Genomic DNA, 24413 nt, shown 5'->3' with positions numbered 1-24413 from the left:
TATCAGACTTGCCGATTTGTGACAGAAACAAAAGTCTCAGCGACGGTCCAGCGAGTAGACGAACGGTGCTACGACTTCAATCGTGCCATTGTTCAGCAATTCCGCAGGCGGCTTGGGCACTTTGCCGGCCCGGCGGATCATTTCCAGGGTTGCCCGGTCCAGTGCTGCGCTGCCCGAACCTCCTGCCATGGAGTACGAGACCACTTTGCCTTCAGCATCGACCACGAAGCGCAGGCGGTTGATGCCCTGAAGGCCCCGGCGACGTGCGTCCTCCGGGTAGCGCTTGTACTTCGCCAGGTGGCGCAGCAGATCACTCTGCCACGTAGGCAACGCTTTGCTGTTCGCTGCAATACTTGGTGCCGGTGCCGCCGACTTCTGCGGTGGCGTGTTGGTTGGTGGGGTGTCCACGACCTGTTCTTTGGCCGGTGGCTCATCCTTCGGCGGCTCAGGCTTTTTCTCAGGCTTCGGCGGTTGAGGCTTGGGTTTGGGCTTGGGCGGCTTGGCGATGGCGATCTTTGGTTTGGGCGCTTCAGCCACCTTGGGCAACGGCGGCTCTTCGACCGGTGCCGGCGGCTGTGGAGCGGCCTTCGGTGGTGGTGGCGGTGCGGGCTCGGGCAGCGGTGCCAGTTCAACCATCATGGCTGCCGGGGGCAGCTCGACGGCCTGGGGCACCGACCAGTTGAGCGTGAGCAGCACAGCGACGGCATGGACACCCAGCACAAGTGCCAGGCTGCCGCTGTAACGCGCCAGATTGTGCCGCGTCTTCGTCATTTCTTGGCTGCCGTCTCGAGACCTACCAGACCGACTTTGAGGTAGCCGGCCGCGCGCATGTTGTTCATCACTTCCATCAGGTCACCGTAATCCACGCCTTTGTCGGCCTGGAAGAAGATGGTGGTTTCCTTGTCGCCCTTGGTCTTGGCGTCGAGCATCGGGCCAAGCTGGCTGGGTGCAGGCACCTGATCGTCACCGACATACAGCTTCTGGTCGGCCTTGACGCTGACGAACACCGGTTTTTCCGGCCTCGGTGCCGGCTTGGCAGTCGAAGCCGGCAGGTCGACCTTGATGTCGACCGTGGCCAGGGGCGCGGCCACCATGAAGATGATCAGCAGTACCAGCATCACGTCGATGAACGGCGTGACGTTGATTTCGTGGTTTTCGGCGAGGTCGTCGCCACCTTCGTTGAGATGCAGGCCCATGGCTTACCCCACTTTCACCATGTGCGGGGCGACGCGCTCGCCACCCTGGTGGTCCAGGTCACGGCTGACCAGCAGCAGAACCTGCGCCGAAGCATCGGAAACCTGAGCTTTGTAGCCGGCGATGGAGCGGGCGAAGACGTTGTAGATAACTACGGCCGGGATCGCTGCGACCAGGCCCAGGGCGGTGGCCAGCAGGGCTTCGGCGATACCGGGGGCAACGACGGCCAGGTTGGTGGTCTGGGTTTTGGCGATGCCGATGAAGCTGTTCATGATGCCCCACACGGTACCGAACAGGCCGACGAACGGCGCGGTGGACCCGATGGTGGCGAGCACGCCGGTGCCGCTGCTCATGTTGCGTCCGCTGGCATGCACCAGACGCTCCAGGCGGAAGCTCACGCGTTCCTTGATGCCCTCTTTTTCACGGGCGTTTGCAGACAGGCGCATTTCTTCCAAAGCATCGTGGACCAGCGTGTGGGCCAGGGTGCCTTCCTTGTTGGAGACTTCGCTGGCCTCCTTGAGGCTGGCAGACTTCTTCAGCTGTGCGATTTCGCCGCGCAGGCGACGCTTGGCGCCCATCAGCTCGAAGCCCTTGGCGATCCAGATGGTCCAGGTGATGATCGAGGCAATGGCCAGACCGATCATGACCGCTTTCACAACAACGTCGGCGTTCTTGTACATGCCCCATGGGGACAGGTCATGGGCCATGCCCAGCGAAGTGTTCTCGACCACGGCTTCGGTGCTTGGGGCCGCTGCCGCCGGCGCATCGACCGGCGTTGCGACCTGAGCGTCGCCAGCAGGTGCCTGGCCTTCGGCGGCAGGGGTGGCCGGCGCGCTTGCAGCTGCAGGGGTACTGACGTTGGTATTGGGCTCATCGGCCATGGCTACTGGGGCCAGCACCAGGCTGAACATCAGCGCGGCAATGGCGCGCCAGGCGCGTGACGGGGTTGGCGAAGCGGAAGTGTGAGTACGTGTCATGCTGGCCGGACCTGATGAAGAAAAAAGTGTGCGTTCTCCAAGGCCTCGAGATAGGCCGAGAACAGATAGGGGTGCCATTATTGCAAGTAATTCTTGTTAACAAAAGTAATCTCGTTGCTTTTTTCGCCCATGGTCTAGCCGCCTATCGTGTAATCCGGCTAGCCTGATCCTTTGGTCTAGGGAGTTAAGTGATGTCAGACCGTTCCGTATTGATCGTAGGTTGTGGTGATGTCGGCGGCCGGCTGGCTCGCCAATTGCTCGCCCGTGGCTGGCAGGTAAGCGGCCTGCGCCGTTCGGTCGAACACCTGCCACAGGGTGTTGTACCGATCGCTGCCGACCTGTCCGATTCGGGCATGCCCCACGCTTGGCCGCAGCATTCGCCGGATTATCTGGTGTATTGCGTAGCCGCCAGCCAGCACGATGAGGCGGGTTATCAAAGCGCTTACGTTGAAGGCTTGCGTCACGTGCTGGGTTGGCTGGCCGAGCGCGGGCAGCGCCCGCGCCGCCTGCTGTTCGTGTCCAGCAGCAGTGTTTTTGCACAAAAGGATGGGGAGTGGATCGATGAGACCGCACCTACCGAGCCGCAAGGCTATTCGGGGCGTGTGATGCTGGAGGCTGAGCGGCTGGCCCTGGCCAGCGGCATGCCGGCAACCATCGTGCGCCTGACAGGGATCTATGGCCCAGGGCGTGAGTGGCTCCTCAGCCAGGTGCGTCAGGGCTATCGGGTGGCGACCGAGCCGCCGCTGTATGGCAACCGTATTCATGCCGAGGATGCCGCAAGCCTGCTGGCGTTCCTGCTGCAGGCCGATGCCGATGGTGTGGCGTTGGACGATTGCTATATAGGCGTTGACGACGACCCTGCGCCGCTGGCCGATGTGGTTGGCTGGTTGCGAGCGTACATGGGCGTGACCGAATGGTCCGACGAGCAGCGGGTGCGCCGCACTGGCAGCAAGCGCTGCAGCAATGCCCGGGTGCGGGCATTGGGTTGGGTACCGGAGTATCCGAGTTACAAGGAAGGGTACGCGGCGATCCTGAAAGGTGAAGGCTGAAGCCTGCTGTGTTGCTGCTGGCCCTATCGCCGACAAGCCGGCGATAGGGCCAGTGAAGCCTTACGGGGCTTGAGTCAGTCCTTCTCCAGCACCCACTGGCGAGTACCGGCTGCCAGTTGAGGGATTTCATCGGGCTGGGCACGGTTGAGCGCCTGGAAGATCTCCAGCTTGTCGCCATCGCGCTTGAAGATGAATGGCGCGCCACGTTGGTTGCGCTCAAGCCAAAGGCTGTCGTTGCTGCCCCCCATGCTGGCGCAATCGCCGGCCAGGCACAGCGCATAGCGGTCCGGGCCGGGCAGGCCGGTTACGCCGCCGTTATCAGCGAAACGGACGACGCCACCTTTGCCCTGGCCTTCGACAATCTTCCAGTCCCCGCCCAGATATGCCTGGTACAGTGCTTTCTCGAAGCTGCTACCCAAGGGTGCACCGGGCTGTGTGGCGCGGACGAAACTGCGTTCGGCACCGGATGTGTCCGTGGCTTTCAGCTCGGCGCCGTCCAGCGCCAGCTGTTCGGTCTGGCCGCCCGGGAAGTTGGCTTGCCATTGCTTGTCGGTGGCGCTCAATTGACCGTCGGCGGCCTCGAAACCATTGCTGTAGCTGGCCTGCTGGCTGGCTACATCGAGTTTCCACTCGAAGATGGGGCCGTGTTCATTGAGGGCCTGACGCAGGCTGCCACCTTTGACGGCGGCGTTGATGGCGTCCTGGTTGATCCAGGTACCATTGAAGTCTTCGGGTTTGTGGCTGGCGCAGCCGCTCAGAAGCAGGGCTGCCAGCGCGAGGGGCAGTGCTTGACGCATGGTAGGTTAACCTTGAACTGAAAGGTGACGGGCAAGGCGCCCGTCACCTGCGGCATCAATCGATGACCAGGATGGCGTCCATTTCTACCTGGGCGCCTTTTGGCAGCGCGGCAACGCCAATGGCTGCACGGGCTGGATACGGCTGCTCGAAGTAGCGGCCCATGACTTCGTTGACCTTGGCGAAGTGGCTCAGGTCGGTGAGGAAGATGTTCAGCTTGACGATGTCCTTGAACGAACCGCCCGCGGCTTCGGCAACGGCCTTGAGGTTCTCGAAGACCTGTACGGTCTGGGCTTCGAAGCCCTCAACCAGTTCCATGGTGTTCGGGTCCAGCGGGATCTGGCCCGACATGTAAACGGTGTTGCCGGCCTTGATCGCTTGCGAGTAGGTACCGATGGCGGCAGGGGCCTTGTCGCTGTTGATGACGGTCTTGCTCATGATGACTCCTTGCGGTTGGCGGACTACGCACGCATGCGGGTGATGCGGACCACGCCGGTCAGCGTACGCAGCTTCTTGATCACACGAGCCAGGTGCACGCGGTCGTGCACGCTGACCACCAGTTGGACAACGCTGATGCGGCCGTCGCGTTCGTCCATGCTGATCTTCTCGATGTTGCCGTCTGCGGCATTGACGCTGCTGGCCAGCAGGGCAATCAGGCCGCGCTGGTGTTCCAGCTCGACACGCAACTCGACATTGAATTCGCCGGTGATGTCCTTGGCCCAGGAAAGCTGTACGCACTTCTCCGGGTTATGGCGGATTTCACTGATGTTGCGGCAGTTCTCCAGGTGCACGACCATGCCCTTGCCTGCCGACAGGTGGCCGACAATCGGGTCGCCCGGAATGGGCGTGCAGCACTTGGCGTAGCTCAATACCAGGCCTTCGGTGCCGCGGATCGCCAGTGGGCCCTCCGGTGCTGGCAGCGGTTCGCCTTCGGCTGACAGCAGGCGGCGGGCCACCACATAGGCCATGCGGTTGCCCAGGCCAATGTCTTCGAGCAGGTCCTCGATCAGCTCCAGGCGGTACTCGGCGAGAATTGCGTTGATACGCTCCTGAGGGATTTGCTCCAGGCTGCTGTCGAAACCGGTCAGCACCTTGTTCAGCAGGCGCTCGCCAAGGTTGATCGACTCGGAACGTCGCTGCTGCTTGAGTGCGTGGCGGATGTGCGTACGGGCCTTGCCGGTGACCACGAAGTTGAGCCAGGCCGGGTTGGGCCGCGCGCCCGGGGCGCTGACGATCTCGACCGTCGAACCGCTCTGCAGCGGCTCGGACAGTGGCGCCAGGCGCCGGTTGATGCGGCAGGCGATGCAGCTATTGCCCACATCGGTATGCACTGCATAGGCGAAATCGACGGCGGTGGAGCCTTTGGGCAGCTCCATGATCCTGCCTTTGGGCGTGAAGACATAGACCTCGTCAGGGAACAGGTCGATCTTCACGCTCTCGATGAATTCCAGCGAGTTGCCGGCACGCTGCTGCAGTTCGAGGATGCCCTTGACCCACTGGCGAGCGCGCGCATGGTTGCCTTTGGGCTGCTCGTCGTCGTTGGACTTGTACAGCCAGTGTGCGGCGATGCCATTGTTGGCCATCTCTTCCATTTCGCGGGTGCGGATCTGGATTTCGATGGGCACGCCGTGCATGCCGAACAGCGTGGTGTGCAACGACTGATAGCCGTTGGCCTTGGGGATCGCAATGTAGTCCTTGAAGCGCCCGGGCAGCGGCTTGTACAGGTTGTGCACGGCGCCGAGCACGCGGTAGCAGGTGTCGACCTTGTCGACGATGATGCGGAAGGCGTACACGTCCATGATCTCGGTGAAGGCGCGGCGCTTGCCGCGCATCTTCTTGTAGATGCCATAGAGGTGTTTCTGCCGGCCGCTGACCTCGCCTTGAATACCATCGGCAGCCAGGCAGTTGGCCAGCGAGTGTTCGATCTTGGCGACGATCTCTTTGCGGTTGCCGCGTGCGCTCTTGACCGCCCGGTGGATCAGCGACGAGCGCATCGGGTGCATGGCCTTGAAGCCGAGGTCTTCAAACTCTACGCGCACAGTGTGCATGCCCAGCCGGTTGGCGATGGGCGCGTAGATTTCCAGGGTTTCCTTGGCGATGCGTCGGCGTTTTTCGCCAGACAGCACTTCCAGGGTGCGCATGTTGTGCAGGCGGTCAGCCAGCTTGACCAGGATCACGCGGATATCGCGGGCCATGGCCATGGCCATCTTCTGGAAGTTTTCAGCCTGCGCTTCGGCCTTGGTCTCGAAGTTCATCTGGGTCAGTTTGCTGACCCCATCGACCAGCTCGGCAACCGTTTCGCCAAACTGCTGGCTGAGGGCTTCCTTGGCGATGCCGGTGTCTTCGATCACATCGTGCAGCATGGCCGCCATCAGGCTCTGATGGTCCATGTGCATGTCGGCGAGGATGCTGGCCACGGCCAACGGATGGGTCACATAGGGCTCGCCGCTGCGGCGGCGTTGCCCATCGTGTGCCTGTTCGGCGTAGAAATAGGCCCGGCGAACCAGGTTGACCTGTTCGGGGCCCAGGTAGGTCGACAGCCGTTCGGCTAAGGCTTCTATGCCCGGCATGGTTTCACCTCTTGCCGAGGAAGAGGGCCTTGTGCCGCGCGACGTCGACCAGGCATGGATCAGACAGCCTCGTTGGACTCGTCCTCGAACGCGGCGAAGACCGGATCCTCGGTGACGATCTCTTCAGCGGCAATGAATTCGTTGGTGACGATGCCTTCTGCGATTTCACGCAGGGCAACGACGGTTGGCTTGTCGTTTTCCCACGCTACGCGTGGCTCTTTGCCGCCGGTAGCCAGCTGACGGGCGCGCTTGGTCGAGAGCATGACCAGCTCAAAACGGTTATCCACGTGTTCCAGGCAGTCTTCAACAGTTACGCGGGCCATGGTCTTCCTCAGTAGCAAATGCGATGGGCGTGCAGCCCAATATGGGCAGGCGGACTCGATAGTTTAAAAAATCACCAGCCAATAGGGAAGCGCTGTTTTGCCGTATACCCCATCAGGCCTGCATCCCTCACCCTGTGGACGCGGGCTTGCCGGGGTGCCGAACCGCTGCGAAAGGGCCGCGACAGACGCCTTCATCTTGTATCTCACAACATCGCGCCGCGCAACCTTGGGGTCAGCTCTTCGAACAATGTCTGCACCGAGCGCAAGGCCCGGCAATCGGGCCGGGTCAGCAGCCACAGTTGGGTGTCGCAACCGGCCAGCGGTCCGCTCAGCGCCTCGACGCCAGGTAGCGCATGGACCATGTAGTCGGGCAGCGCCGCAACACCCAGCCCCGTGCTTACCAGCTGTGCAATGGTCGACATGCTGCTGCACTGGTAGCGCGGGCTCAGCCCGGGGTACTGCTGATTACGCCAGACCACCGTGGGGTGGTCCTGCATGGAGTCGTCCGGTGCTATCCATGGCACGCTGTTGTGGGACTCGCTCAGGCGCTCGCGCCATTGCGGCTGGCCGCAGATCACATAGGACGTCGAACCCAGGCAACGGCCGACCAGATGCTCGGGCGGGGTATTGGTCAGGCGCAGGGCGATGTCGGCATCGCGCCTGCTGAGGTTGGCGAAGGTGTTGGACGTGCCCATCTCCAGCGACAGTGCCGGGTAATTGGGCATGAACTCGGCCAGTGCCGGCAGTAGCAGGCTGTGCATCACCGCCTCTGTGCACGTCAGACGAACGGTACCGCTCACCACTTGCTCGCCACTGGTCATGGCGATGCGCGCAGCATCCAGAGCCTGCTCGGCACGTTCGGCCTGCTCGGCCAGGGCCTGGGCGGTGTCGGTCGGCAGGTAGCCTTTGCGGCTCTTGACGAACAGTGCGGTGCCCAGTGCCGACTCAAGCCGGCGAATCGAACGGAACACGGTCGAAACATCGACCTTGAGCAGTTCGGCGGCCTTGGCCAGTGAGCGCCCGCGCTCCAGGGCCAGCACCAGGGAGAGGTCGGCGTGGGTGATCTGATATTGCATTGGTGCACGCTCTACTTGCCGAAATGCCAATGTCTGTTGCGTTGAGGCCATTTTATAGTGGAACTGCCCCCGGGAATCAATGCGCCCGGTCGGGTAACCAATCCCCACGATGGGAAAGTTAAAAAAACAACAGCTGCAACCATCGTCGCCCGTGAGGCGCCAGCCGTATCCCCACATCGCCGCAGCACATCAAAGGATGTACACCATGACGTCGGTCACCCCGTGCGCCAGTTCTTCCAGCGAGATGAAAGACTTCCTCCAGGCCCATCCGGACACTCAGTACGTCGATCTGCTGATCTCCGACATGAATGGCGTGGTACGCGGCAAGCGCATCGAGCGGTCCAGCCTGCACAAGGTGTACGAAAAGGGGATCAACCTGCCGGCATCGTTGTTCGCCCTGGATATCAATGGCTCGACCGTTGAAAGCACAGGGCTTGGGCTGGACATCGGCGATGCCGACCGGATCTGCTACCCGATCCCCGGCACGCTCTGCAACGAACCCTGGCAGAAGCGCCCGACTGCCCAGTTGCTGATGACCATGCACGAGCTCGAGGGCGAGCCGTTCTTCGCCGACCCGCGCGAAGTGCTGCGCCAGGTGGTGAGCAAGTTCGATGACCTGGGCCTGGACATCTGTGCCGCGTTCGAGCTGGAGTTCTACCTGATCGACCAGGACAACCTCAACGGTCGTCCGCAGCCGCCGCGCTCACCCACTTCGGGTAAGCGTCCGCAGTCGACACAGGTCTACCTCATCGACGATCTCGACGAATATGTCGACTGCCTGCAGGACATGCTGGAAGCAGCCAAGGAGCAGGGCCTGCCGGCCGATGCCATCGTCAAGGAAAGCGCGCCGGCGCAGTTCGAAGTCAACCTGCACCACGTTGCCGATCCACTGAAGGCATGCGACTACGCGATCCTGCTCAAGCGCCTGGTCAAGAACGTCGCCTACGACCATGAAATGGACACCACGTTCATGGCCAAGCCTTACCCGGGCCAGGCGGGCAACGGTCTGCACGTGCACATTTCGCTGCTCGACAAGAAAACCGGCAAGAACATCTTTGCCCATGAAGACCCATTGCACAGCGACGCTCTGCGCCATGCCATTGGTGGCGTGCTTGAGACCATGCCGGCGTCGATGGCCTTCCTGTGCCCGAACGTCAACTCCTACCGCCGGTTCGGCGCGCAGTTCTACGTGCCGAACGCGCCGAGCTGGGGCCTGGACAACCGTACCGTGGCTGTCCGCGTACCGACTGACAGCAGCGAAAACGTGCGCATCGAACACCGCGTGGCCGGTGCCGATGCCAACCCCTACCTGATGCTCGCGGCGATCCTCGCTGGTATCCACCACGGCTTGACCAGCAAGGTTGAGCCTGGTGCGCCGATCGAGGGCAATTCGTACGAGCAGCTGGAGCAAAGCCTGCCGAACAACCTGCGTGATGCCCTGCGCGCGCTGGATGACAGCGAAGTCCTCAACCAATACATAAGCCCGGACTACATCGATATCTTCGTGGCCTGCAAGGAAAGTGAGCTGGCCGAGTTCGAAGTATCGATCTCCGACCTCGAGTACAACTGGTACCTGCACACGGTGTAAGCCCATGAGCGCATTTGCGGTCCCCTTGATCGGTGTCAGCGCCTGCCGTCAGCAGGTAGGGAAGAACTCGTCGCACACGGTGGGCGACAAGTATGTCGAGGCGGCCGGCTTTGCCGGGCTCCCGCTGATCCTGCCGGCCCGCGACGGAGGCAGCGACACGCAGGCGTTACTGGCACGGCTCGATGGCATTCTTTTTACCGGTTCGCCTTCAAATGTCGAGCCGCATCATTACAATGGCGCCCCCAGCGCGGAAGGTACCCGGCACGATCTTGCACGTGACCGCCTGACCTTGCCGCTGTTGCAGGCGGCCATTGCCGCCGGCGTGCCGGTGTTCTGTATCTGTCGTGGTTTCCAGGAATTGAACGTGGCCCTCGGCGGCAGCTTGCACCAGCGCGTGCACGAGCTGCCGGGCTACCTGGACCACCGTGAACCTGAGGACGCACCCCTGGAGGTGCAATACGGCCCTCGTCATCCTGTCGGCATTACGCCTGGCGGGGTATTCGAGCGCCTGGGCCTGGCCGCGCAGTTCGAGGTCAACTCGCTGCACAGTCAGGGCATCGACCGCCTGGCCCCGGGCCTGCGCGTCGAGGCACAGGCCCCGGATGGCCTGATCGAAGCGGTGTCGATGCCTGACGCGCCTGGCTTTGTGCTTGGCGTGCAGTGGCACCCGGAATGGCGTTTTGCCGAAAACCCGGTCTCCAGGCGCCTGTTCCAGGCGTTCCGCGAGGCCTGCATTGCCCATGCTGCACGGTAGGGTCGTTACCCGAAGGTCTTGGATGACTGATACCGATACGCAAGCTTTCAATGAGTGAAAGCGCCTTGTTCGCAGGGCCTGTGACAACAATTCCAATAGTTACGGCAAATACTCATGAGCAATTACACAGAAGCTGGCCGCCCACCCGATGTTGCCGATTCAGGCAGCACTCAGCGCAGCAAAGGCTTGGCAAAAGGCCGTCTTGGCCTGTTGGCCAGCGTGGTGCTGGGCATTTCCACAATCGCCCCGGTCTATACCCTGACTGGGGCACTTGGCCCCACCGTGCGGGAGGTCGGCGAGCACCTTCCGGCCGTCTTCATCGTCGGCTTCCTGCCCATGCTGCTGGTCGCCCTTGGCTACCGTGAGCTGAACGCGGCGGAGCCCGACAGCGGTACTTCCTTTACCTGGTCGGCCCGTGCCTTCGGCCCGATGATCGGCTGGATCGGTGGCTGGGGGCTGGTCGTTGCCACCACCATCGTGTTGTCCAACCTGGCCGGGGTGGCCGTTGATTTCTTTTATCTGTTCCTGGCTCAGGTCACCGGTAACCAGGCGTTGGCTGCCTTGGCGGATAACCTGCTGATCAACATCACTACCTGTTGCGTGTTCATCGCCATGGCGGTGTGGATCTGTTGTCGCGGCATGGCCACCACCATGACCGTGCAATATGGTTTGGTGGCCTTGCAACTGCTGGTGCTGATCGGCTTTGCCTTCGCCGCCTTCAGTGAGACCACCGCGCCAGCGCCGCTGGAGTTCGACCTGGCCTGGTTCAACCCCTTCGGCGTGGAGTCGTTCTCGGCCTTTGCTGCTGGCCTGTCGTTGTCGATCTTCATCTTTTGGGGGTGGGACGTGTGCCTGACCGTAAGTGAAGAATCGATCGGCAGCGACGAGGTGCCGGGCAAAGCGGCGACCTGGACCGTGCTGCTGATTCTTGGTCTGTACCTGCTCACCGCCATCGCCACCCTGCAATTCGCGGGTATCAGCGAGCAAGGACTGGGGCTGAACAACCCGCGTATCCAGGAGAACGTCTTTGCCCACCTGGCTGGGCCAGTCATGGGGCCGCTGGCTATCCTGATGTCCATCGCCGTGCTGGCCAGCACCGCCGCTTCGCTGCAGTCGACCTTCGTCTCGCCGGCGCGCACGCTGCTTGCCATGGGTTACTACGGTGCGGTGCCAGAGCGCTTCGCCAAGGTTTGCCCGCGTTCGCAGACGCCACGTTACGCAACCATCTGTGCCGGCGTTGCCGCGGGCCTGTTCTATGTGACCATGCGTACCCTAAGCGAAAACGTGCTGGCGGACACCATCACCGCCCTGGGCATGATGATCTGCTTCTACTATTCGCTGACCGCGTTTGCCTGCGTGTGGTATTTCCGCCACAGCCTGTTCGACAGCCTGCGCCACTTCTGCATGCGTGGCCTGTGCCCCCTGCTGGGTGGTGTGATCCTGTCGGTGATCTTCGTGCGCACCGCCATCGACAGCGCGTCGCCGGATTTCGGCAGTGGCTCGCATGTGGCTGGCGTGGGGTTGGTGTTCGTGATTGCGGCGATCATTTCGGCACTGGGGATAGTGCTGATGATGCTGTCGCGGATGCGCGCGCCGGCTTACTTCCTGGGCGCTACCCTGCGACAGCAGGCGACCCTGCAGCTGCAGGAATAATGCTGGGGGGGCGCTTTGCGCCCCAACCCCGCCGGAGCGGCCTTGTGTCGCGAAAGGGCCGCAAAGCGGCCCCAACTATCTCTATCTTCAGCCGATCAACTGCTTGAGCAATACCCCGTGCCGCTCCTGCTGCTTGCTCAGCAGCAAACGGTTCGAGCGGAACACGGCCTTCAACTCCTCCAGCGCCACATCGAAGTCATCGTTGATGATGACGTACTCGTACTCGTCGTAATGCTGCATCTCGCTGACGGCCTCTTTCATGCGGCCGGCAATGATCTCATCGCTGTCCTGCCCGCGCCCGTCCAGGCGCTGGCGCAGCGCCTCCAGGTTCGGCGGCAGGATGAAGATCGAACGGGCTTCGGGCATCAGCTCGCGCACCTGACGGGCGCCTTGCCAGTCGATTTCCAGAATCAGGTCATCGCCCCGGTCCAGCACTTGCTGCAGCGTGCTACGCGAGGTGCCGTAGAAGTTGCCGAACACTTCGGCGTGTTCAAGGAAGTCGTTCTTGTCGATCAGCGCCTTGAATTCGTCATGGCTGACGAAGTGGTAGTTGACGCCGTGCTCCTCGCCCGGGCGCTTGCCGCGCGTGGTGTGCGAGACAGAAACGCTGACGCGTTGGTCGTCCTTGATCAGGGCGTTGACCAGGCTGGTCTTGCCGGCACCTGACGGGGCCGAGACGATATATAGGGTGCCGCTGCTGTGGTTCATGGTAGGGGTGGCCTTACTCGATGTTCTGTACTTGTTCACGCATCTGTTCGATCAGTACCTTCAAGTTGACCGCCGCTTGCGTGCTACGCGGGTCGAAGGCCTTGGAGCCCAGGGTATTGGCCTCGCGGTTGAGCTCCTGCATGAGGAAGTCCAGGCGCCGGCCGGCGGCCCCCCCGGACTTGAGCACCCGGCGTACTTCAGTAACGTGTGTGCTGAGGCGGTCCAGCTCCTCTGCAACGTCGCTCTTTTGTGCCAGCAACACCATCTCCTGCTCAAGCCGTTGCGGGTCTAGCTCAGCCTTGAGGTCGCCGAAGCGGTCGATGATCTTTTGCCTTTGTGCTGCCAGCATCTGCGGTACAAGGGCACGCAGGGTGGTGACCTCGGTAGCCATGCTGTCCAGCCGCTCGTTGATCAGGCGTGCCAGCTCCTGGCCTTCGCGCAGGCGCCCGGCCTTCAGTTCGGCCAGGGCCTCATCGAACAGTGCCACGGCTTCGGCATTGAGCGCCTGAGGATCGCTGGCGTCGGCCACCAGCACACCCGGCCAGGACAACACTTCCAGCGGGTTGAGCGGTGCCGGCTGTTTGATCAGGCCGGCCACTTCTTCGGCGGCCGCAACCAGTTGCGCCGCACGCTCGCGGTCGACCTTCAGTGGTTTGCCGTTGCTGTCTTCGTGCAGGCGCAAGGTGCATTCTACCTTGCCGCGTGACAGCCCTTGGCGCAGCCCCTCACGCACAGCCCCTTCCAGGTCGCGCAGAGCGTCGGGCAGGCGCAGGTGAGGTTCAAGGTAGCGGTGGTTGACCGAGCGCAGTTCCCAGACCAGGGTGCCTTGGCTGCCTGCGCGCTCGACACGAGCAAAAGCGGTCATGCTGTGCACCATGGGGAGTACCTCGCGTAGATGATGTGAACGGGAAAGCCTTTCGGCTGCAAGGCGCAGGATTGTAGCGCAGTGCGCCCTTGGCGCCCAATCCGCCCATGTTACAGAGCCCTCATCGGCCGGTGGGAAAAGGCGACAGGCTGTGCGCGGCGCGACGATAAGCATGTCCTCACTGGGCTACGGGCTTTATAATGCCGGGCAGATTCAAAGTCCCAGTACAGGTATCCCAGATGAAACGTCCAAGTGGTCGCGCCGCCGATCAGCTCCGCTCGATCCGCATCACCCGCAACTACACCAAGCACGCCGAAGGGTCGGTACTGGTCGAGTTCGGTGACACCAAGGTCATCTGCACGGTCAGCGTTGAAAACGGTGTGCCGCGCTTCCTCAAAGGCCAGGGCCAAGGCTGGCTGACCGCCGAGTACGGCATGCTGCCGCGCTCCACCGGTGAGCGTAACCAGCGTGAAGCCAGCCGTGGCAAGCAGGGTGGTCGCACCCTGGAAATCCAGCGCCTGATCGGCCGCTCGCTGCGCGCAGCGCTGGACATGAGCAAGCTGGGTGACATCACTTTGTACGTCGACTGCGATGTGATCCAGGCCGATGGCGGCACCCGCACCGCGTCGATCACCGGCGCCATGGTCGCCTTGGTCGATGCCTTGGCAGTGATCAAGAAACGTGGTGGCCTGAAGGCCGGCAATCCGCTCAAGCACATGATCGCCGCCGTGTCGGTTGGTATGTACCAGGGCGAAGCCGTACTCGACCTGGACTATCTGGAAGACTCCGCTGCCGAGACCGACCTGAACGTGGTCATGACCAGTGCCGGTGGTTTCATCGAAGTGCAGGGCACTGCAGAGGGTGCGCCGTTCCAGCCCGAAGACTTCAACGCCATGCTGGCGCTGGCGCAAAAGGGCATGAACGAGATCTTCGAACTGCAGCAGGTCGCTCTGGCCGACTGATTGATCCTGCAGGTACGAAAAAGCCGACATCGATGTCGGCTTTTTCGTATCTGAACAGTGCTCAGATGGTCAACGTCCAGTCATAGTCGACGATCAGCGGCGCATGCTGCGAGAAGCGCGGCTGACGCGGCAGGCGGGCATTGCGCACGAAGCGGCGCAGGCCCGGGGTGAGGATCTGGTAGTCGAACCGGTAGCCCAGGTTGAGCATCTCGGCCTGCTCGTTGTCCGGCCACCAGCTGTACTGGTCACCTTCACGGCTGACTTCGCGCAGGGCATCCACGTAGCCCATGTCGCCAGTGATCGCATCCATCCAGGCACGCTCAGGCGGCAGGAAGCCTGGCGACTGCTGGCTGTCACGCCAGTTCTTGATGTCGAGCTTCTGCTGCGCCACGTAGAACGAGCCGCAATAGATGTACTCACGACGCTTGCGCCGCTGCTTGTCCAGGTACTTGGCGAAGTCGTCCATCAACTTGAACTTCTGGTTCAAGTCGTCGTCGCCGTTCATGCCCGAAGGCAAGAGCAGGCTGGCAATACTGACTTTGTCGAAATCTGCTTGCAGATAACGCCCGTAGCGGTCGGCTGTCTCGAAGCCCAGGCCGGTGATGACTGCCTTGGGCTGCATGCGCGAGTACAGTGCCACGCCACCTTGGGCGGGTACCTCCGCGTCGCAGGCATAAAGGAAATAGCCATCGAGCTGGAAAGCTGGGTCGTCGAGTTCAAAGGCCGAGGCGCGGGTATCCTGAAGGCAGATGACGTCGGCATTCTGGGCTTGCAACCAGCTGAGCAATCCACGCTCGGCTGCAGCCTGAATGCCATTTACGTTCACACTGATGATCCGCATAAATGGCCCCAAAAATCTCGTGCGTGTATGATACCCGAGCTCAACCCATTTAGCTAAATCCGTGGTGTCCGGGACTTTCCATGCAGCCGTATCAGCGCGACTTCATCCGTTTTGCCATCGATCGCGGCGTTCTGCGCTTCGGTGAATTCACCCTGAAATCGAGGCGTACCAGCCCGTATTTCTTCAATGCCGGCCTGTTCAACACAGGTTCTGCCCTGGCTCAGTTGGGGCGTTGCTATGCGGCGGCCATCGTCGACAGCAAGATCCCGTTCGACGTACTGTTCGGCCCGGCCTACAAGGGTATCCCCCTGGCAGCGGCCACCGCCGTGGCCCTGGCCGAGCAACATCAGCTGGACGTGCCGTGGTGCTTCAACCGCAAGGAAGCCAAGGATCACGGCGAAGGCGGCAGCCTGGTCGGCGCGCCACTGGCCGGTGACGTCCTGATCATCGATGACGTGATCACCGCTGGCACTGCCATCCGCGAGGTCATGCAGATCATCAATGCCCAGCAGGCCAAGGCCGCTGGCGTGCTGATCGCGCTCAACCGCGAAGAGCGCGGCAATGGCGAACTGTCGGCGATCCAGGAAGTGGAGCGTGACTTCGGTATCCCAGTAGTCAGCATCGTTTCGCTGACCCAGGTGCTGGAGTTCCTGGCCGATGATCCGCAGCTCAAGCAGCATCTGCCGGCGGTCGAAGCCTATCGGGCGCAGTACGGGATCTGATTGCGGGTCGGTAATGAAAAAGGCGACCTTTGCGGGTCGCCTTTTTTATCTGCTGCCTTTTACGGCCCTATCGCCAGCGATCAGCGTGGCTTGCGGTTGGTGATCAAGGTGCCCACGCCGCTGTCGGTGAAGATCTCCAGCAGCACCGCATTCGGCACGCGGCCATCGATGATGTGCGAGCTGTTCACGCCACCCTGGACGGCTTCCAGCGCGCACTTGATCTTCGGCAGCATGCCGCCGTAGATGGTGCCGTCGGCGATCAGTTCGTTCACCTGCTCGGTAGTCAGGCCGGTCAGGACCTGGCCTTGCTTGTCCATCAGGCCAGCGATGTTGGTCAGCAGCATCAGCTTCTCGGCTTTCAGTGCTTCGGCCACCTTGCCGGCCACCAGGTCGGCGTTGATGTTGTACGACTCACCGTTGGCGCCCACGCCGATTGGCGCGATCACCGGAATGAAGTCGCCTTTGACCAGCATGTTCAACAGGTCGGTGTTGACGCTGACCACTTCGCCGACGTGGCCGATGTCGATGATTTCCGGTTGGGTCATCTCCGGCGTCTGGCGGCTCACGGTGAGCTTCTTGGCGCGGATCAGCTCTGCGTCCTTGCCGGTCAGGCCGATGGCGCTGCCGCCGTGGCGGTTGATCAGGTTGACGATGTCCTTGTTGACCTGGCCGCCAAGTACCATTTCAACCACGTCCATGGTGGCCGCGTCGGTGACGCGCATGCCGTCGATGAAGTGGCTTTCGATCGACAGGCGCTTGAGCAGGTCGCCGATCTGAGGGCCGCCGCCGTGCACGACCACCGGGTTGATGCCCACGGCCTTCATCAGCACGATGTCACGGGCAAACCCGGTCTTGAGCTCTTCGCTCTCCATCGCGTTGCCGCCGTACTTGATCACCAGGGTCTTGCCGACAAAACGGCGAATGTAAGGCAGTGCTTCGGACAAAACCTCGGCTACATGGGAAGCGGCATCGCGATCGAGGGTCATGCAGGGCTCCTGTAAGGAACAGATAGTCGGTCAGAACGGCAGTTGCAGCTCAGGGGCAACCCGCAGCAACTGGGCGCGGAAAACATCCTTGATACGTTGCAACTCGGCGTCGCTTTCGGCCTCGAAGCGCAGCACCAGCACCGGAGTGGTGTTGGAGGCGCGAACCAGGCCCCAGCCCTGGGCATAGTCGACCCGCACACCGTCGATGGTGGTCAGGCAGGCTTGGCCCCAGTCGGCGTCGCGTTGCAGTGCATCAATGATGCTGAATTTACCCTCGTCGGTCACATCAATATTGATTTCAGGCGTGGAAATATCGTTCGGGAATGCGGCAAACAGGCTTTCGGCGTCCTGGTCGGCCTTGCTGAGGATCTCCAGCAGGCGTGCCGCGCTGTAGATACCGTCGTCGAAACCGTACCAGCGCTCCTTGATGAAGATGTGCCCGCTCATTTCGCCGGCCAGCAAAGAGCCAGTCTGCTTCATCTTCTTCTTGATCAAAGAGTGACCAGTCTTCCACATCAGGGCGCGGCCGCCGTGTTGCTCGATCAGCGGTGTCAGGCGGCGGGTGCATTTTACGTCGAAGATGATCTCAGCCCCCGGGTTACGCGCCAACACGTCCTGAGCGAACAGCATCAGCAGGCGGTCGGGGTAAACGATGCTGCCGGTGTTGGTAACTACCCCAACGCGGTCACCGTCGCCGTCGAAGGCCAGGCCGATATCGGCACCGGTTTCCTTGACCTTGGCGATCAGGTCTTCCAGGTTTTCAGGCTTGCCCGGGTCCGGGTGGTGGTTGGGGAAGTTGCCATCCACCTCGCAGAACAGCGGGATGACTTCGCAGCCCAAGGCTTCGATCAGCTGCGGCGCGATAACGCCGGCAGCGCCGTTGCCGCAGTCCACCACCACCTTGAGCTTTTTCGCCAGCTTCACGTCAGCGACGATCTGCTGGAAGTAGCGCTCGAGGATCCCGACTTTCTCCACACTGCCTTCGCCACGGGTCAGGTCGTTGGTTTTCAGGCGAGTCAGCAGGGCTTGGATCTGTTCGTTGGCCAAGGTATCGCCAGCGATGACGATCTTGAAACCGTTGTAATCCGAAGGGTTGTGGCTGCCGGTGAGCATCACGCCGGACTTGCCGGCAAGGACGTTGGCGGCAAAATACAGTGCTGGGGTCGGCACCAGGCCAACATCGCTGACCTGGCAACCGGCATCGGCCAGGCCTTTGATCAGCTGCTCGACCAGCATCGGGCCGGACAGGCGGCCGTCGCGGCCAACAGAAATCTGCGGCTCGCCTTGGGCGAGCGTCTGCGCGCCAATGGCGCGGCCGATCCAGTAAGCGGTTTCGGCGTGCAGGGTCTTGCCGACCACCCCGCGGATGTCATAGGCGCGGAAAATGCTGTCGGGCAGTGCGGGGACCAGGTGGGCCATGTCGTTCATCTCTGGAAGCTCCATTAGTCAAAGGCTTTCTGGGCAGGCGCAAACTGAACGCTTGGACGGTGGTTTCATCAGAGAGTTCGCCATCCATGGCCTGAACGGTCGCCGGTCTGCTCAGTGGCTGCCGGAATGGCCGAAACCGCCGGTGCCGCGCTGGCTTTCATCGAAGGCCTCGACGACTTCAAAATGCGCTTGCACCACCGGTACCAGCACCAGCTGGGCGATGCGCTCGCCAACGGCGATGGTGAATGGCGTGTTACCACGGTTCCAGCACGACACCATCAGCTCGCCCTGGTAATCCGAGTCGATCAGGCCGACCAGGTTACCCAGCACGATGCCGTGCTTATGGCCCAGGCCCGAGCGTGGCAGGATCATCGCGGCCAGGCCCGGGTCGCCGATGTAGATCGACAGGCCGGTAGGAATCAGCAGGGTCTGGCCCGGCTCCAGGACGGTGTCCTCTTTGAGCAGGGCGCGCAGGTCCAGGCCGGCGGAGCCAGGGGTGGCGTATTGCGGCAGCGGAAATTCACTGCCCAGGCGTGGGTCGAGGATCTTGGCTTGAAGAGCGTGCATGTAACTTATTGAACCTGGTTGAGCCGTTCGGCGATGAAGGCGACCAGTTGCCGGGCAATCTTGCCTTTGCTGGTCTGCGCGAAGAGGGTTTGATGCTGCTGGCGGTCGATCACGGTCAGGGCATTTTCCTCGCTGTTGAAGCCGATGCTGGGGTTGGCCACATCATTGGCGACGATCAGATCGAGGTTCTTGTCCTTGAGCTTGCGCGTGGCGTAATCGAGCAAATGTTCGGTCTCGGCGGCGAAGCCGACGCTGAACGGGCGGTCGGTGCGGCCAGCGATGGTGGCAAGGATATCGGGATTGCGCACCATCTGCAGCAGCATGCCGTCGCCGGTCGTAGGATCTTTCTTGAGTTTCTGTGTGGCAACGACCTCCGGGCGGTAGTCCGCGACCGCTGCCGAGGCGATGAAAAGGTCGCACGGCATGGCCGCCTCGCAGGCTGCGAGCATGTCCCGCGCGCTGACCACGTCGATACGGTTGACCCGATCGGGAGTCTGCAGGTGCACAGGTCCCGTGACGAGGGTCACCCGGGCACCGGCTTCTGCGGCGGCCTCGGCCAGCGCGAAGCCCATCTTCCCGGAGCTATGATTGGTGATGTAACGCACCGGGTCGATGTTTTCCTGGGTGGGGCCGGCGGTGATCAGCACATGCTTACCGGTGAGCGCCTGGCGCTTGAAGCTCTCGGCGGCGCACCAGGCCAGGTCGGTAGCTTCGAGCATGCGGCCGAGGCCCACGTCGCCGCAGGCCTGGCTGCCGGAAGCCGGCCCGAACACCTGGATGCCACGGGTCTTGAGCAGGTCGAGATTGGCCTGGGTCGCCGGGTCGCGCCACATGGCCTGGTTCATGGCCGGAGCCACGGCCACGGTGGCGTCGGTGGCCAGTACCAGGGTGGTCAGCAAGTCGTCGGCCATGCCTTGGGCCATGCGCGCCATGAGGTCGGCTGTGGCGGGGGCGATCAGTACCAGGTCGGCCCATTTGGCCAGTTCGATGTGGCCCATGGCCGCTTCGGCTGCAGGGTCGAGCAGATCCATGTGTACCGGGTGGCCGGAAAGCGCCTGCAGGGTCAGCGGGGTGATGAATTCAGCACCACCACGGGTCATGACGACGCGCACTTGCGCGCCGTGCTCCAGGAGTCGGCGAATCAGCTCGGCGCTCTTGTAGGCGGCAATGCCGCCCCCGACGCCGAGAACGATGCGCTTGCGATACAGCCGCTGCATAGGCTTGCCTTTTTCCAGAGAGAGCGGGCAGCGACGAACAGGATTGCCTGCGGCAGAACGTCGCATGTACGAGGCGAAATAGATTAACACAGGGCCTAAACGTGTCGCAGCAGAGCGCAAAGGAGATGCAATGAAGATAAGCGAGTGGCCAGCCGAGGAGCGGCCCAGGGAAAAGTTGATGCAGCGAGGGGTGGGCAGCCTTTCGGATGCCGAATTGCTGGCTGTGTTTCTCGGCTCTGGCGTGCGCGGCCGCAACGTCGTGGAGCTGGCGCGAGGGCTGCTCGTCAAGTTCGGCGGCTTGCGCCAGTTGCTTGAAGCTGACAGGGACGCATTCGTGGGTGAGCTCGGGCTTGGGCCGGTGCGGTATGGCCAATTGCAGGCACTGCTGGAGATCGGGCGGCGCAACCTTGCCACCTCGATCGAGCGCGACTGCGCCCTGGAGAGCCCCTCTGCGGTGCGCAGATACCTGAAAGCCATGCTGCGTCATGAGCCTAGCGAAGTATTTGGCTGTCTGTTTCTGGATAGCAAACACCGGCCGTTGGCTTTCGAAATCCTGTTCAGAGGGACGATCGACAGGGCCAGCATCTATCCGCGGGAAGTGGTGCGCCGTTCGTTGATGCATAACGCTGCGGCATTGATTCTCTGCCACAACCATCCTTCGGGTAATAGTGAGCCGAGCCAGGACGATGTGCACATGACGCTTGCATTGAAGCGGGGGTTGGCGCTGATCGATGTGCGGGTGCTCGATCACATTATCGTGGGTGATGGGGAGCCGCTGTCGATGGTGGAGCAGGGGTGGATTGTCGCTTAGTGGCTGGCTGTTTGCAGGCTCGACCAGTCGCCGGCAAGCCGGCGATTGGTCGAGCCTGCAAAGCCAGGGTTCAGCGCTTCACCGAAACCTTGCTGAAATCCAACCGCCCGAACGGGCTTACCTGGTAACCCTCGACTCCCTCGCGCAACAGCGCTGCCGCCATCGGGTGCGCCAGCGGCACCCACAGCGCCTGCTGCTGAATCAGCGTCTGCGCCTGCTGGTACAACCGGCTGCGCACGCTCTGGTCGTTGGTGGTACGCCCTGCACTGATCAACTGGTCCAGCCGGCTGTCGCAGAACCGCGCGAAGTTGGTCCCCGACTTGACCGCCGCACAAGAAAACTGCGGGCTTAGGAAGTTGTCCGGGTCGCCGTTGTCGCCGGCCCAGCCCATGAACAGCAGGTCATGCTCGCCAGCCTTGGCTCGACGGATCAGCTCACCCCATTCGATGACGCGGATTTCGGCCTTGATGCCGATCTTGGCCAGGTCTGCCTGCAGCATCTGCGCGCCCAGGCTTGGGTTGGGGTTGAGCAGGCTGCCCGACGGGCGGGTCCAGATCGTGGTGCTGAACCCCTCTGGGTAACCGGCCTTGCTCAGCAGCGCTTTGGCTCGCTTGAGATCCAGCGGGTAGCCGGGCAGGTCCTTGGCATAGCTCCAGGTGTTGGGCGGGTAAGGGCCGTTGGCGGCAGTGGCGGTGCCTTCGAAAACGGCCTTGAGGTAGGCCTGCTTGTCGAAGGCCAGGTTGATCGCTTGGCGTACCTCGGGTTTGTCCAGCGGCGGGTGCTCGCTGTTGATGACAACGAAGGCCGTCATGAAGGCCGGCGTCGTGGCGACCTTGAGGTTACCGTCCTTGCCCGCTTCGGTAACGTCCAGGGGCTTGGGCGACAGGGCCACCTGGCATTCACCACGCTTGAGCTTCTGCAGGCGTACGTTGGCATCGGTGGTGATGGCGAAGATCAGCGGATCGACTGCAGGCTTGCCATCGAAGTAGTCAGGGTTGGCGCGGTAGCGCACCACGGCGTCCTTCTGGTAGCGCTGGAAGACGAACGGGCCGGTGCCGATCGGCTGGCTATTGAGCTTCTGCGGGGTGCCTGCCTTGAGCAGTTTGTCGGCGTACTCGGCGGAGTAGATCGAAGCAAAGCCCATGCTCAAGGTGGCCAGGAAAGTGGCGTCGGCGTGGGTCAGGGTGAAGCGTACGCTGTTCGGCTCCGGCGCCTCGATCGACTTGATCAGGCTGCCCAGTTGCAGTGATTGGGCGTGCGGGTAGCCACCCGGTGCGGTCTTGTGCCAGGCGTGGGCGGGGTAGAGCATACGCTGGAAGCTGAACAGCACATCGTCGGCATCGAGCGCGCGGGTTGGCTTGAAATAAGGCGTGGAGTGGAATTTGACCCCTTCACGCAGCTTGAAGTCGTACACCAGGCCGTCAGCCGACACTGTCCAGCTCTGCGCCAGGCTGGGGATGACCTTGCCTTGGCCTGCGTCGAACTCGACCAGGCGGTTCATCAGTACGTCGGCCGAGGCGTTGGTGGTGGTCAGCGAGTTGTACTGGACCACGTCGAAGCCCTCGGGGCTGGCTTCGCTGCAGACACTCAGTGGTGCGGCCTGGGCGATGCCGGCAGCAAACAGGGAGGTGAGCATTAAGGAAAGGGCGGCGGCACGCATCGTGACTCCTTGGCTGTCAGTGGCCCATCTGCCAGTGCAGTCTGGAAACGTTCTACCCTAGTGCGCGCATCAGGAAATGACCACCCTCTTTTTCTACCGGCTGGCGACGAGTGGTCGACAGTTCGCCGGGCTAGCCGCTATGCTGCTCGCGCACGATTTGTCTCCGGCAGATGCTCATCAGCAGTTGTTGCAATGCAGTCTTTCTGGTATAAAGCAGCGCTCTTTTCTAGGGGCTCGGCCTGTCGCATCAGCGGATCCGGTCGGTAAGACCTCCAGAATCACGGCGCCTGGCGCCAAAGACTGAGAGATTAAGCGGCCAACCCATGCCGGGTTGGGCATGTGGTTTTAGAGGGCTGAGTCATGTCGAGAGTCTGTCAAGTTACTGGTAAGGGTCCAGTAACCGGGAACAACATTTCCCACGCAAACAACAAAACCCGTCGTCGTTTCCTGCCGAACCTGCAGCACCACCGTTTCTGGGTTGAATCCGAGAACCGTTTCGTGCGTCTGCGCGTATCTGCCAAAGGCATGCGCGTCATTGACAAGCGTGGTATCGACGTAGTGCTGGCCGAGCTGCGTGCTCGCGGCGAAAAGTTCTAAGGAGAACGTCATGCGTGAATTGATCCGTCTGGTTTCGAGTGCTGGCACTGGCCACTTCTACACCACCGACAAGAACAAGCGCACCACCCCGGACAAAATCGAGATCAAGAAATACGATCCCGTTGTTCGCAAGCACGTGGTGTACAAGGAAGCCAAGATCAAGTAATTGATCGGCGACCTGAAAAAACCCGCATCCGGAAGGACGCGGGTTTTTTTTTGACGTGAATGCCAAAAAGAAAGGGGGCTCCGTCGGAGCCCCCTTTCTTTTAGCGATCAGCAGTGGATATCAGCTGATGCGCAGGCCGTCGATGGTGCCGGCGTTATCGACGTTGATCAGCACCCTGTCGGAGCGTATATCCATGGTGGTGATGTCGCGTGGGCCGGCGGCGGTCATCAGGCCAGTGAGCTCGAGGATGTAGGGCTTGACGCTTTCTACATACTGCGAGCCAATCACGTGACGAGCAGGGCTTAGGATATCGGTAGTCATGATGATTTTCCTTGAGTTGTCCCGGATTGGACCCATCAAGGATTACGCTTTTGGCTTGCCGGGCTGTGGTACTTAATCACCACGCTGGCGTCGCAATCATTTCTGCTCGAACATTACATAAATCTTGCGGCACGGCTCCAGCACTTCCCAGGTGCCCTTGAAGCCAGCCGGGATGACAAACCGATCACCGGCACGCAGGGTCTTGGCGCCGCCATCCGAGTCGCGCAGTACCGAAACGCCCTGCACGATCTCGCAGTATTCATGCTCGGTGTAGTTCACTGTCCACTGCCCGACCTCACCTTCCCAGACTCCTGCGGCGAACTGTCCGCACGGGCTGGAATAATGGTTGTAGACAGCCTGGTCCGGCTCGCCCTTGAGGATTTTTTCTGCAGCCGGGCGATAGCGTTCAGCTTCGGTGAGGACCTGAGCGAAGTCGATGATGCTGGCGATGTTCATGGTACAGCTCCTATTTTTGTTTAATAAAATGCACATCAGTAGGCTTTTAGGCCTCATGTGTCAAATATATTGATAGTTTGCACTGGCTGGTTTAGGGTATCGCTTGCCAGTGTGCGCTTGTCGCCCG

At 61.7% G+C, this 24413-nt stretch carries 27 protein-coding genes; 9 read left to right on the top strand and 18 right to left on the bottom strand.

Annotation, left to right across the window (positions count from 1 at the left end; translation table 11 throughout):
* Window positions 1–36: 36 nt before the first annotated feature.
* Genes ACW4TB_RS10660 through exbB form a run of 3 tightly spaced genes read right to left on the bottom strand, consistent with a single transcriptional unit; the run spans window position 37 to window position 2171 of the window.
* Entirely contained in the window at window positions 37–771 is a 735-nt protein-coding gene (locus ACW4TB_RS10660) for an energy transducer TonB (RefSeq protein ID WP_012312116.1), read from the bottom strand.
* Window positions 768–1196 carry a TonB system transport protein ExbD gene (exbD, locus tag ACW4TB_RS10655; protein ID WP_012312117.1) on the bottom strand — a complete coding sequence of 143 codons (429 nt, stop codon included), beginning with the start codon at window positions 1194–1196 and terminating at the stop codon, window positions 768–770. The genes ACW4TB_RS10660 and exbD overlap by 4 nt, the downstream gene beginning before the upstream one ends.
* A 3-nt stretch (window positions 1197–1199) precedes the next feature.
* Window positions 1200–2171 carry a tonB-system energizer ExbB gene (exbB, locus tag ACW4TB_RS10650; protein ID WP_012312118.1) on the bottom strand — a complete coding sequence of 324 codons (972 nt, stop codon included), beginning with the start codon at window positions 2169–2171 and terminating at the stop codon, window positions 1200–1202.
* Window positions 2172–2362: 191 nt separating this feature from the next.
* On the opposite strand from exbB, the gene ACW4TB_RS10645 reads away from it, so the two are divergent.
* Window positions 2363–3220: an SDR family oxidoreductase gene (locus ACW4TB_RS10645; RefSeq protein WP_254466932.1), complete on the top strand. Its 858-nt coding sequence runs from the start codon at window positions 2363–2365 to the stop codon at window positions 3218–3220.
* A 74-nt stretch (window positions 3221–3294) separates the two neighbouring features.
* Here the strand turns inward: ACW4TB_RS10645 and ACW4TB_RS10640 are convergent, their stop codons facing one another.
* The 5 genes from ACW4TB_RS10640 to ACW4TB_RS10620 form a co-directional block, all read right to left on the bottom strand.
* Window positions 3295–4017 (bottom strand): hypothetical protein, encoded by a 723-nt coding sequence (locus ACW4TB_RS10640; protein WP_279930203.1) that lies wholly within the window; start codon window positions 4015–4017, stop codon window positions 3295–3297.
* Window positions 4018–4072: 55 nt separating this feature from the next.
* Complete coding sequence (locus tag ACW4TB_RS10635; protein ID WP_012312121.1) at window positions 4073–4453, bottom strand: RidA family protein; 381 nt, start codon at window positions 4451–4453, stop codon at window positions 4073–4075.
* 23 nt (window positions 4454–4476) lie between these two features.
* Window positions 4477–6585: a bifunctional GTP diphosphokinase/guanosine-3',5'-bis pyrophosphate 3'-pyrophosphohydrolase gene (spoT, locus tag ACW4TB_RS10630; protein ID WP_012312122.1), complete on the bottom strand. Its 2109-nt coding sequence runs from the start codon at window positions 6583–6585 to the stop codon at window positions 4477–4479.
* A 59-nt stretch (window positions 6586–6644) separates the two neighbouring features.
* Window positions 6645–6908, bottom strand: a complete 264-nt coding sequence (gene rpoZ / locus ACW4TB_RS10625; protein ID WP_012312123.1) for a DNA-directed RNA polymerase subunit omega — start codon at window positions 6906–6908, stop codon at window positions 6645–6647.
* A 203-nt stretch (window positions 6909–7111) separates the two neighbouring features.
* Window positions 7112–7984 carry a LysR family transcriptional regulator gene (locus tag ACW4TB_RS10620; protein WP_254466933.1) on the bottom strand — a complete coding sequence of 291 codons (873 nt, stop codon included), beginning with the start codon at window positions 7982–7984 and terminating at the stop codon, window positions 7112–7114.
* 205 nt (window positions 7985–8189) lie between these two features.
* Here ACW4TB_RS10620 and ACW4TB_RS10615 point away from each other — a divergent pair, with 205 nt between their 5' ends.
* From ACW4TB_RS10615 to ACW4TB_RS10605, 3 genes are all read left to right on the top strand, one after another.
* On the top strand, window positions 8190–9572 hold the full coding sequence (locus tag ACW4TB_RS10615; protein WP_012312125.1) for a glutamine synthetase family protein: 1383 nt from the start codon (window positions 8190–8192) through the stop codon (window positions 9570–9572).
* Window positions 9573–9576: 4 nt separating this feature from the next.
* Window positions 9577–10326, top strand: a complete 750-nt coding sequence (locus ACW4TB_RS10610) for a gamma-glutamyl-gamma-aminobutyrate hydrolase family protein (RefSeq protein WP_012312126.1) — start codon at window positions 9577–9579, stop codon at window positions 10324–10326.
* 114 nt (window positions 10327–10440) lie between these two features.
* Window positions 10441–11979 (top strand): APC family permease, encoded by a 1539-nt coding sequence (locus ACW4TB_RS10605; protein WP_279930202.1) that lies wholly within the window; start codon window positions 10441–10443, stop codon window positions 11977–11979.
* A gap of 87 nt (window positions 11980–12066) precedes the next feature.
* On the opposite strand, the gene gmk is transcribed toward ACW4TB_RS10605, so the two are convergent.
* Together gmk and ACW4TB_RS10595 are read right to left on the bottom strand one after the other, a co-directional pair.
* Complete coding sequence (gene gmk / locus ACW4TB_RS10600; protein WP_254466935.1) at window positions 12067–12687, bottom strand: guanylate kinase; 621 nt, start codon at window positions 12685–12687, stop codon at window positions 12067–12069.
* A gap of 13 nt (window positions 12688–12700) precedes the next feature.
* Window positions 12701–13552, bottom strand: a complete 852-nt coding sequence (locus ACW4TB_RS10595; protein WP_455842969.1) for a YicC/YloC family endoribonuclease — start codon at window positions 13550–13552, stop codon at window positions 12701–12703.
* Window positions 13553–13791: 239 nt separating this feature from the next.
* On the opposite strand from ACW4TB_RS10595, the gene rph reads away from it, so the two are divergent.
* A complete protein-coding gene (gene rph / locus ACW4TB_RS10590; protein ID WP_012312130.1) occupies window positions 13792–14514 on the top strand; it encodes a ribonuclease PH in 723 nt (240 codons plus the stop codon).
* Window positions 14515–14575: 61 nt separating this feature from the next.
* On the opposite strand, the gene ACW4TB_RS10585 is transcribed toward rph, so the two are convergent.
* Window positions 14576–15355: an exodeoxyribonuclease III gene (locus ACW4TB_RS10585; RefSeq protein ID WP_012312131.1), complete on the bottom strand. Its 780-nt coding sequence runs from the start codon at window positions 15353–15355 to the stop codon at window positions 14576–14578.
* Window positions 15356–15435: 80 nt separating this feature from the next.
* Here ACW4TB_RS10585 and pyrE point away from each other — a divergent pair, with 80 nt between their 5' ends.
* Window positions 15436–16077, top strand: coding sequence for an orotate phosphoribosyltransferase (gene pyrE, locus ACW4TB_RS10580; RefSeq protein WP_455828337.1), 642 nt, complete (start codon window positions 15436–15438; stop codon window positions 16075–16077).
* A gap of 80 nt (window positions 16078–16157) precedes the next feature.
* Here pyrE and argB read toward each other — a convergent pair whose 3' ends face one another.
* The 4 genes from argB to coaBC form a co-directional block, all read right to left on the bottom strand.
* Window positions 16158–17063, bottom strand: a complete 906-nt coding sequence (gene argB, locus ACW4TB_RS10575) for an acetylglutamate kinase (RefSeq protein WP_012312132.1) — start codon at window positions 17061–17063, stop codon at window positions 16158–16160.
* 30 nt (window positions 17064–17093) lie between these two features.
* Window positions 17094–18482, bottom strand: a complete 1389-nt coding sequence (locus ACW4TB_RS10570; RefSeq protein ID WP_455842976.1) for a phosphomannomutase/phosphoglucomutase — start codon at window positions 18480–18482, stop codon at window positions 17094–17096.
* Window positions 18483–18602: 120 nt separating this feature from the next.
* The gene (dut, locus tag ACW4TB_RS10565) at window positions 18603–19058 is read right to left on the bottom strand and encodes a dUTP diphosphatase (protein WP_012312134.1); all 456 of its coding nucleotides are present in this window, start codon (window positions 19056–19058) and stop codon (window positions 18603–18605) included.
* A 5-nt stretch (window positions 19059–19063) separates the two neighbouring features.
* A complete protein-coding gene (gene coaBC / locus ACW4TB_RS10560; RefSeq protein WP_012312135.1) occupies window positions 19064–20275 on the bottom strand; it encodes a bifunctional phosphopantothenoylcysteine decarboxylase/phosphopantothenate--cysteine ligase CoaBC in 1212 nt (403 codons plus the stop codon).
* 130 nt (window positions 20276–20405) lie between these two features.
* Here coaBC and radC point away from each other — a divergent pair, with 130 nt between their 5' ends.
* Window positions 20406–21086 (top strand): RadC family protein, encoded by a 681-nt coding sequence (gene radC, locus ACW4TB_RS10555; RefSeq protein ID WP_012312136.1) that lies wholly within the window; start codon window positions 20406–20408, stop codon window positions 21084–21086.
* Between the two features lie 70 nt (window positions 21087–21156).
* Here radC and ACW4TB_RS10550 read toward each other — a convergent pair whose 3' ends face one another.
* A complete protein-coding gene (locus tag ACW4TB_RS10550) occupies window positions 21157–22746 on the bottom strand; it encodes an ABC transporter substrate-binding protein (RefSeq protein WP_279930194.1) in 1590 nt (529 codons plus the stop codon).
* A 360-nt stretch (window positions 22747–23106) separates the two neighbouring features.
* Between ACW4TB_RS10550 and rpmB the strand changes: the two genes are divergently transcribed.
* Together rpmB and rpmG are read left to right on the top strand one after the other, a co-directional pair.
* Window positions 23107–23343 (top strand): 50S ribosomal protein L28, encoded by a 237-nt coding sequence (gene rpmB, locus ACW4TB_RS10545; protein ID WP_012312138.1) that lies wholly within the window; start codon window positions 23107–23109, stop codon window positions 23341–23343.
* 10 nt (window positions 23344–23353) lie between these two features.
* Window positions 23354–23509 carry a 50S ribosomal protein L33 gene (gene rpmG / locus ACW4TB_RS10540; RefSeq protein ID WP_003253507.1) on the top strand — a complete coding sequence of 52 codons (156 nt, stop codon included), beginning with the start codon at window positions 23354–23356 and terminating at the stop codon, window positions 23507–23509.
* Window positions 23510–23629: 120 nt separating this feature from the next.
* Here rpmG and ACW4TB_RS10535 read toward each other — a convergent pair whose 3' ends face one another.
* Window positions 23630–23830, bottom strand: a complete 201-nt coding sequence (locus ACW4TB_RS10535; protein ID WP_254466958.1) for a hypothetical protein — start codon at window positions 23828–23830, stop codon at window positions 23630–23632.
* A gap of 96 nt (window positions 23831–23926) precedes the next feature.
* Complete coding sequence (locus ACW4TB_RS10530; RefSeq protein WP_012312140.1) at window positions 23927–24286, bottom strand: cupin domain-containing protein; 360 nt, start codon at window positions 24284–24286, stop codon at window positions 23927–23929.
* Window positions 24287–24413 lie beyond the last annotated feature (127 nt).

The organism is Lelliottia jeotgali, assembly GCF_977070485.1.
This window is presented reverse-complemented; position numbering and strand designations above follow the sequence as displayed.